Origin of the sequence: Rhodoferax sp. OV413 (assembly GCF_945881795.1) — a bacterium.
Classification (GTDB): domain Bacteria; phylum Pseudomonadota; class Gammaproteobacteria; order Burkholderiales; family Burkholderiaceae_C; genus Allorhodoferax.
The window spans coordinates 1-7,996 of the sequence record NZ_CAMCVG010000095.1 but is presented as its reverse complement, the minus strand read 5'-3'; the positions used below and the strand labels follow the sequence as shown (position 1 = coordinate 7,996).

Genomic DNA, 7,996 nt, shown 5'->3' with positions numbered 1-7,996 from the left:
GTGACCACGGGCGACGCTGCGCACGCGGCTTACGCCACCAACGTCGTCAAATGCCGCCCGCCGCACGGGCGCAATCCGCAGCCGGCCGATCTGGCGCAATGCGCCCGCTTTTTGCAAAACGAAATCGCGCTGGTTCGCCCTAAAGTCATTCTGGCCATGGGCCGCTTCGCGATTCAGACTCTGTTGTCCGAGCACGGTGCGCTGGCCACCCAGCCTCTGGGCAAGTTGCGCGGAGGCGTCTACTACCACTGTGGCGTGCCGGTGGTGGTGACTTACCACCCGCAACTGCTGCTGCGCAACAGCGCCGACAAGGCCAAGGCCTGGGCCGACTTGTGCCTGGCCATGGACGCCATCGCCGCCCCACCATCACCCGCTGCCTAAAATAGGGCATGACTTTTATTGACCAGCTGCGCGCCGCCGAGCGCGACAACGGCTCCTTGTTGTGCGTGGGGCTGGACCCCGAGCCGGCCAAGTTCCCAGACCATTTGCGCGACGATGCCAACAAGATTTATGACTTCTGCGCTGCCATCGTTGACGCCACCGTCGACCTGGTGATCGCCTTCAAGCCCCAAATCGCCTACTTCGCAGCCCACGGCGCCGAGGCCCAGTTGGAAAAGCTGATGGAGCACATGCGCCGCAGCGCGCCGGGTGTGCCGGTGATTCTGGATGCCAAGCGCGGCGACATCGGCAGCACCGCCGAGCAATACGCCAAAGAGGCCTTCGAGCGCTACGGCGCCGACGCGGTGACCCTCTCGCCGTTTATGGGTTTCGACTCGGTGCAGCCCTACCTGAAGTACCACGGCAAGGGCGCTTTTTTGCTGTGCCGCACCTCCAACCCCGGCGGCGACGACTTCCAGCCCCAGCACCTGCGCGATGTGCCCGGCCAGCCCCGCTTGTATGAGCACATCGCCGCGCTGGCCCAAGGCCCCTGGAACCTCAACGGCCAGCTTGGCCTGGTGGTGGGTGCGACTTACCCGGCGGAAATCGAGCGCGTGCGGGCCCTGGCGCCCACCGTCCCGCTTTTGATTCCCGGCGTGGGCGCCCAAGGCGGCGACGCCGCCGCCACCGTCAAAGCCGGCTGGAAGTCAGCCGCAGGCCAGACCACCGCCCCGATTGCCGTGAATTCTTCGCGGGCCATTTTGTACGCGTCTGCCGGCCCCGACTTTGCCGCCGCCGCTCGGCAGGAAGCCCTGCGTACCCGCGAGATGCTGCGTGCGGCGCAGGTTTAGGGCCGCTGTCTCTTGCCCCAGGCCACGGGGCTCGACTCTCTCAGGTGTGGCTTCTCCGCTGCTCTTCAGTCGCCCTAATGCGGCTTCAGGCGCCTTCACGCACCTTAGAGCACCTAAATGCACCCTAGGTCGCTTTGTTCACGGGCTTGTGCTCTACTCGCCCCCACGATGATTACTGTTGTTATTGCTTCTTACAAGTACGGGCACCTTGCAGCGCACTGCATTGAGTCTCTGCTCTCCCAGACCCGCGCTCCGGCGCGGATTTTGTTTGTCGATGATGGCGCGAAGGACTGCAGCCATCTTCCAGCCTTGTACCCGAGTGTTGAATACGTGTTGCGGCCGGCCAACCTTGGCACGGTCGATAACTTCCAGGACATGCTCTCCCGTGTCCGTACCGAGTACGTGATGTTCATCGGGGCCGACAACTGGCTCCGTTCGGATGCGATTGAATTGCTCTCCCACGCCACCACCGATATCCTCACCTATGACATCGTCGTCACCGGCGAGCTCAAGCACGAAATCCTGACCCGGGTGCCCGGCCAGACCACCCCTCACTGGGGCGACTTGTACTGGGACCGCCAGGCCCAGCACCATGGCTCGATGCTGTACCGCACAGCGTTCGGGCAGCGCATCGGCTACCAGCGGCGATTTGAAGACGGTGAACATCCTCAAGAGGATTGGAATCTGTGGGACAAGATGCTGGAGCAAAACGCGACGGTCGCCAGCCTGAAGGAAGGCTTGCTGTTCTACCGGCGGCACCGCGAAAACCATTTGAAGTACCAAATTGGCGAAGCGCCAGCCCCACACAAAGTGCTTGAGCAGCAAGACGCTGCGCTGGCCGCTTGAGTCAGCACGGGGCGACTGATTCACACTGCCGCTGAGCCCGCGTGTTTTCAAAAATTGCATCCATCACCCTGCCCATCTTCATGGTGGTGCTGGTCGGTTTTCTCTACAGCCGGAGGGTGAAGCCGGACCTCGGGGGTGCCAATAAACTGATTGTTGACATCGCCTTGCCGGTGTTGATATTTGTTTCTTTGTCGTCCAAATCGTTCGATCCTGTCGCTGCCTTGTCGTTCACCGGGGCATCGATCGTGTTGATTCTGCTGAGCGGATTGATCGGCTGGCCCCTGGCGAAATTTTCCGGCGCGACGCCGCAGGCGTTCTTGCCCTGTGCCATGTTCGGCAATGTGGGGCCGATTGGTATCCCGTTGATTGCCCTGGCCTACGGACCGGCAGGAATGCCGGCAGCCGTTGTCTTGCTGGTGATCTCCAACATGCTGCATTTCACGGTGGGCGCTGGCGTGATGAGCGGCAAAGTCGACTGGCGCATGGTTTACGCCAACCCGCTGGTGTGGGCGACGGTGCTCGGTGTTGCCAGCGCGCAATGGCAGCTGACGCTCCCCCTGTGGCTTGAAACCTCATTGACCATGATTGGCAGTGTGCTGGTTCCCATGATGTTGCTGTCGTTGGGAGCAAGACTTGCCAGCAGCCAGGTGGCAGACACCTGGGTGGGCGTTCGATCAGGCGTCCTGATTTTGATCATCAGGCTGGCAGCCGCGTTGTTGGCCCTCTGGTTGATCCCCTTGCAAGGGCTGGAGCGTGGGGCTTTAATTCTGTTGGCATGTTTGCCACCCGCGGTTTTCAACTTCATGCTCGCAGACAAATTCGAGGTGGAGCCCAACAAGGTGGCCTCTACCGTCATCATCGGGCATTTGTTGAGTCTGGCTTTTCTGCCGCTCGGTATCTGGCTGGCATTCGCTTAACTTTTTTCATTCTTCAGCACAAAGGCAATCGTCATGATCAAGTTTTACTTCCATCCTTCGCCCAACCCATTGAAGGTTGCGTTGTATCTGGAGGAGTCCGGCGAGCCGTACGAACTGATTCCCGTAGACACCCGCAAGGGCGAGCAGCACTCCGATGCCTTCAAGGCGATTAACCCCAATGCGAAAACTCCGGCCATGCTGGATGACGATGTCCGAGTTTTCGACAGCAACGCCATGCTGATTTATCTGGCCGAAAAGATCGGCAAGTTTGTGCCTTCTGACACGCCGAAGAACAAAGCCGAGATGTACTCATGGCTGATGTTTGTGGCCACGGGCATCGGCCCCTACTGCGGCCAGGCCGTTCACTTCAAGCACTTCGCGCCGGAGCCCAAAGAGTACGCAGTGAATCGCTATGACTTTGAAGCATGGCGTCATTGGCAGCTGATCAACGACCAGCTGGCAGATCGGCCCTACATGCTGGGCGATGCGTACACCGTTGTCGACATGTCGGTTTGGGGCTGGGCTCGCGTTGTTCCATTTGTATTAGGCGCGGGTGCCTGGGAAAAACTGCCCCACGTCAAACGCCTGCTGGACGACATCAACGCGCGTCCTGCCGCTCAGCGCGCGGAGGCCTTGAAGAAAAAGTTTGCTTTCAAAGCTGAAATGGATGAGGAAGCACGCAAACAGCTCTTCCCATCGAACGAACGCCTCAAGGCCCCTGAAGCCTGACGCATAAGGGGCTTTCAGCAGAGGTCGCAACTCCCTCTTCTAAAGCGATGGTCCCGCCAGCAATGGCGCCAAATACCGCCCGGTGTGGCTCTGCGGGTTGGCTGCCAGGTCTTCCGGTGTTCCTACGCCCACCACCGTGCCGCCACCGGCGCCGCCTTCGGGGCCGATGTCGATCAGCCAGTCGGCGGTTTTGATGACGTCGAGGTTGTGCTCGATGATGACGATGGTGTTGCCCGCGTCGCGCAGCTGGTGCAGCACCTTGAGTAAGAGCGCAATATCGGCGAAGTGCAGGCCGGTGGTGGGCTCGTCCAGGATGTAGAGCGTGCGGCCGGTGTCCCTCTTGGACAACTCCAGCGCCAGCTTCACGCGTTGCGCCTCGCCGCCGGAGAGCGTGGTGGCAGCCTGGCCGAGGCGGATGTACGAGAGGCCCACGTCCAGCAGGGTCTGCAGCTTGCGCGCGATGGTGGGCACCGCGTGCAGGAACTCGTAGGCGGCCTCCACCGTCATGTCCAGAATCTGTGCGATGTTCTTGCCCTTGTAAAGTACCTCCAGCGTCTCGCGGTTGTAGCGCTGGCCGGCGCACACGTCGCACGGAACGTACACATCCGGCAGAAAGTGCATCTCCACCTTCACCATGCCGTCGCCCTGACAGGCCTCGCAGCGGCCGCCGGCCACGTTAAAGCTGAAGCGCCCCGGCCCGTAGCCGCGCTCGCGGGCGGTGGGTACTTCGGCCATCAACTCGCGGATGGGCGTGAACAGGCCTGTGTAGGTGGCGGGGTTGGAGCGCGGCGTGCGGCCTATGGGCGACTGGTCGACGTTGATGACCTTGTCGAAATACTGGATGCCGTCGATAGAGGTGTGCGTGGCGGGTTCATCGTGGGCGCGGTAAATCTGGCGGGCCACGGCTGCGTACAGCGTGTCGTTCACCAGCGTGGATTTGCCCGAGCCGGACACACCGGTCACGCAGGTCAGCAGCCCCACGGGGAATGCCACATCCACGCCCTTCAGGTTGTGTCCGCTGGCGCCGGTGATGCGGATGGCCTGCAGGTCGCCCTGGGTGGCAATGTGGTGAGCCTGCCGCTCGGCCCAGGCCAATGCCGCCTTGCTGGGCGAGCCCTTTCCCGCGCCCTTGGTGGATGCCTTGGCGACTGCTTTGGCTGTACCAACCACCGGCAGCCAGGGGGTGCGGCGCGCAGGCACGGCGATCTGCAGCGTCTTAGCCAGATAGCGGCCGGTGAGCGAGTCGGGGTTGGCCTTGACTTCATCAAAGGTGCCTTGGGCAATCACCCGGCCGCCGTGGACGCCGGCGCCCAGCCCCATGTCGATCACATGGTCGGCCGCGCGCATCATGTCTTCGTCGTGCTCCACCACCAGCACGCTGTTGCCGATGTCGCGCAGGTGCTGCAGAGTGCCGATGAGGCGGTCGTTGTCGCGCTGGTGCAGGCCGATGCTGGGCTCGTCGAGCACATACATCACCCCGGTGAGGCCCGAGCCGATCTGGCTGGCCAGGCGGATCCGTTGGCTCTCTCCGCCGCTCAGCGTCTCGGCGCTGCGGTCCAGGCTCAGGTAGTTCAGGCCCACGTCGTTCAAGAACTTCAGGCGCAGGCCGATTTCCCGGGTGACCTTGGCCGCAATCTCGCCCCGCGCGCCGCTCAATAGCAGGGTGTTGAAGTAATCAAAGCTCTCGCGCAGGGTGGCACGGCTGATCTCAAAGATTCCGCGCGCCTGTGCGCCCTCGCCGACCTTCACATGGCGGGCTTCGCGCCGCAGGCGGGTGCCGGCGCATTCGGGGCAGGGCTGGGTACTGCGCAGCCGGCCCAGGTCCTCGCGCACCAGCGCCGAGTCGGTCTCCCGGTAGCGGCGCTGCATGTTGGGGATGATGCCCTCAAAGGGGTGCTTTTTGCTGACCTTCTTGCCTTGGGAGGCGCCGGAGTCCATGACGTAGCTGAACTTGATGTCTTCCTCGCCCGAGCCTTGCAGGATGGCGTTCTGCACATGCGGCAGCAGGCTTTCAAACGGCGCGTCAATGTCAAACCGGTAGTGCTTGGCCAGGCTCTCGAGCATGCTGAAGTAGTAGGCATTACGCCGGTCCCAGCCCTTGATGGCGCCGCTTGCCAAGCTCAGGCTTGGAAACGCGACCACGCGGGTGGGGTCAAAGTACTCGTGGTGGCCCAGCCCGTCGCAGGTGGGACAGGCGCCCACCGGCGAGTTGAACGAGAACAACCGCGGCTCCAGCTCACTGATGGAGTAGCTGCACACCGGGCAGGCGAACTTGGCATTAAAAAGATGCTCTTTCGGCCCTGGAAGCCCGTCCACATTGCGCGAGTCGCTATCATTTTTGATGTCATCAGCCGACTCCATCTCAGAGGCAATGGCCCGGCCGTTGGCAATCCGCAAGGCGGCTTCAAAGCTCTCGGCCAGACGCTGGCGTGCTTGCGCGCGCCCCTCCGGGTCGGTCTCGGGCCGCACCTTGACACGGTCCACCACCACGTCGATATCGTGCTTCTCGGTCTTTTTCAGGGCGGGAAGGGCGTCGGCCTCATAGGCCTGGCCGTTGATGCGAAAGCGGACATAGCCCTGCGCCTGCATCTGGGCAAACAGTTCCTGAAACTCGCCTTTTTTGCCGCGCGCCACCGGCGCCAGAATCATCAGGCGGGTGTCGTCGGGTAGGGCCAGCACCGCATCCACCATCTGGCTCACTGTCTGGCTCTGCAAAGGCAGCTGGTGGTCGGGGCAGTAGGGCGTGCCGGCGCGGGCGAACAGCAGGCGCAGGTAATCGTGAATCTCGGTCACCGTGCCCACGGTGGAGCGCGGGTTATGGCTGGTGGCTTTTTGCTCGATGCTGATGGCCGGCGAAAGGCCCTCGATCATGTCCACATCGGGCTTGTCCATCAGCTGCAAAAACTGCCGCGCGTAGGTGGACAAGCTCTCCACATAACGGCGCTGGCCTTCGGCATACAGCGTGTCAAACGCCAGGCTGGACTTGCCCGAGCCGCTCAAACCGGTGATGACCACCAGCTGGTTGCGGGGGATATCGAGGTCGATGTTCTTGAGGTTGTGGGTGCGCGCTCCGCGCACGCTGATGGACTGCTGTTGCAGGGCCCGGGCGAGATAAGTGCCGTGGTCAGTGGGTGAGTTCAAGTTCGTGGCCGCCGGTGGAGTAACCCGCCATGATAGACAATGTGGCCCTGCGGCTGCCGTCCCGGGCGTGCAGACGCGCTCAACGCCACAGACCCTCCGCCCCGTGCCCGCCCCCGCTACCCCACCTGCTTCCGCCATGACACCCCTGGAGCGCCGCTCCAGCGCCTCGCTGTCCTTCATTTTTGCTTTGCGCATGCTGGGTCTGTTTCTGGTGCTTCCAGTGTTTGCGCTGGAGGCGCGCAAGTACCCCGGGGGCGACGATGCGGCGTTCGTCGGCATGGCCATGGGCATCTATGGACTCACCCAGGCGCTGCTGCAGATTCCGTTTGGCATGGCGTCCGACAAATGGGGCCGCAAGCCGGTGGTGATTGCCGGCCTGCTTATTTTTGCGGCAGGTAGCGCGCTGGCGGCCTGGGCGCCCAGCCTGCAGTGGCTGCTGGCGGCGAGGGCCCTGCAGGGTGCGGGTGCGATCTCGGCTGCTGTCACAGCCCTGCTCGCCGACCAGACCCGCGATGTGGTGCGCACCAAGGCCATGGCCATGGTGGGCGCCAGCATCGGGCTGGTGTTTGCGTTGTCGCTGGTCTTGTCTCCTTTGCTCGCCGCCTCTGTCGGATTGCACGGTTTGTTTGCGTTAACCGCCGCGCTGGCGCTGGGCGGAATCGCCGTGGTGCTGTGGTGGGTGCCGCCTGAGCCCGCGGTGCAGGTGGACGCTGGGCGCGGCGGTCTGCTCACCGTGCTTCGGCATCCGGGCCTGCTGCGCTTGGACTTCGGTGTGTTTGTGCTGCACGCGGTGCAGCTCTCCATGTGGGTGGCAATTCCTGCCATGTTGGTGCAGGCCGGCCTGCCGGGCGAGCAGCACTGGTATGTGTACCTGCCCGCGCTGCTGGCCTCGTTATTTGTGATGGGCGCTACTTTGTTTCCGCTGGAAAGGCGTGGCTATTTGCGCGCCGTTTTTCTGTCGGCAATCGGTCTGATTGCGCTGGTGCAACTGGCGCTGTGGGGGCTGGTGCTGGCCGGCCCGAGTGTGCTCATGCTGGGGCTGGTGCTGCTGGTCTTTTTCTGCGGATTCAATGTGCTGGAGGCCAGCCAGCCCAGCTTGGCCTCGCGCCTGGCGCCTGCGCATTCGCGCGGTGC

7 protein-coding genes are annotated in these 7,996 nt (G+C 62.9%); 6 read left to right on the top strand and 1 reads right to left on the bottom strand.

The window, feature by feature from the left end:
• From Q0O05_RS10420 to Q0O05_RS10400, 5 genes are all read left to right on the top strand, one after another.
• Nucleotides 1–381, top strand: a 381-nt coding sequence (locus Q0O05_RS10420) for a uracil-DNA glycosylase (protein WP_293662756.1), incomplete at its 5' end; no start/stop codon positions are given.
• A gap of 8 nt (nucleotides 382–389) precedes the next feature.
• Entirely contained in the window at nucleotides 390–1,229 is an 840-nt protein-coding gene (gene pyrF, locus Q0O05_RS10415; protein ID WP_293662754.1) for an orotidine-5'-phosphate decarboxylase, read from the top strand.
• Nucleotides 1,230–1,397: 168 nt separating this feature from the next.
• The gene (locus Q0O05_RS10410; protein ID WP_293662752.1) at nucleotides 1,398–2,075 is read left to right on the top strand and encodes a glycosyltransferase; all 678 of its coding nucleotides are present in this window, start codon (nucleotides 1,398–1,400) and stop codon (nucleotides 2,073–2,075) included.
• Between the two features lie 41 nt (nucleotides 2,076–2,116).
• Nucleotides 2,117–2,992: an AEC family transporter gene (locus Q0O05_RS10405; RefSeq protein WP_293662750.1), complete on the top strand. Its 876-nt coding sequence runs from the start codon at nucleotides 2,117–2,119 to the stop codon at nucleotides 2,990–2,992.
• Between the two features lie 33 nt (nucleotides 2,993–3,025).
• Nucleotides 3,026–3,721 (top strand): glutathione S-transferase N-terminal domain-containing protein, encoded by a 696-nt coding sequence (locus Q0O05_RS10400; protein ID WP_293662748.1) that lies wholly within the window; start codon nucleotides 3,026–3,028, stop codon nucleotides 3,719–3,721.
• Between the two features lie 39 nt (nucleotides 3,722–3,760).
• Here the strand turns inward: Q0O05_RS10400 and uvrA are convergent, their stop codons facing one another.
• On the bottom strand, nucleotides 3,761–6,862 hold the full coding sequence (gene uvrA, locus Q0O05_RS10395; protein ID WP_293662746.1) for an excinuclease ABC subunit UvrA: 3,102 nt from the start codon (nucleotides 6,860–6,862) through the stop codon (nucleotides 3,761–3,763).
• A gap of 136 nt (nucleotides 6,863–6,998) precedes the next feature.
• Here uvrA and Q0O05_RS10390 point away from each other — a divergent pair.
• Nucleotides 6,999–7,996: MFS transporter (locus tag Q0O05_RS10390; protein ID WP_293662758.1), on the top strand; the 998-nt coding region annotated here is incomplete at its 3' end.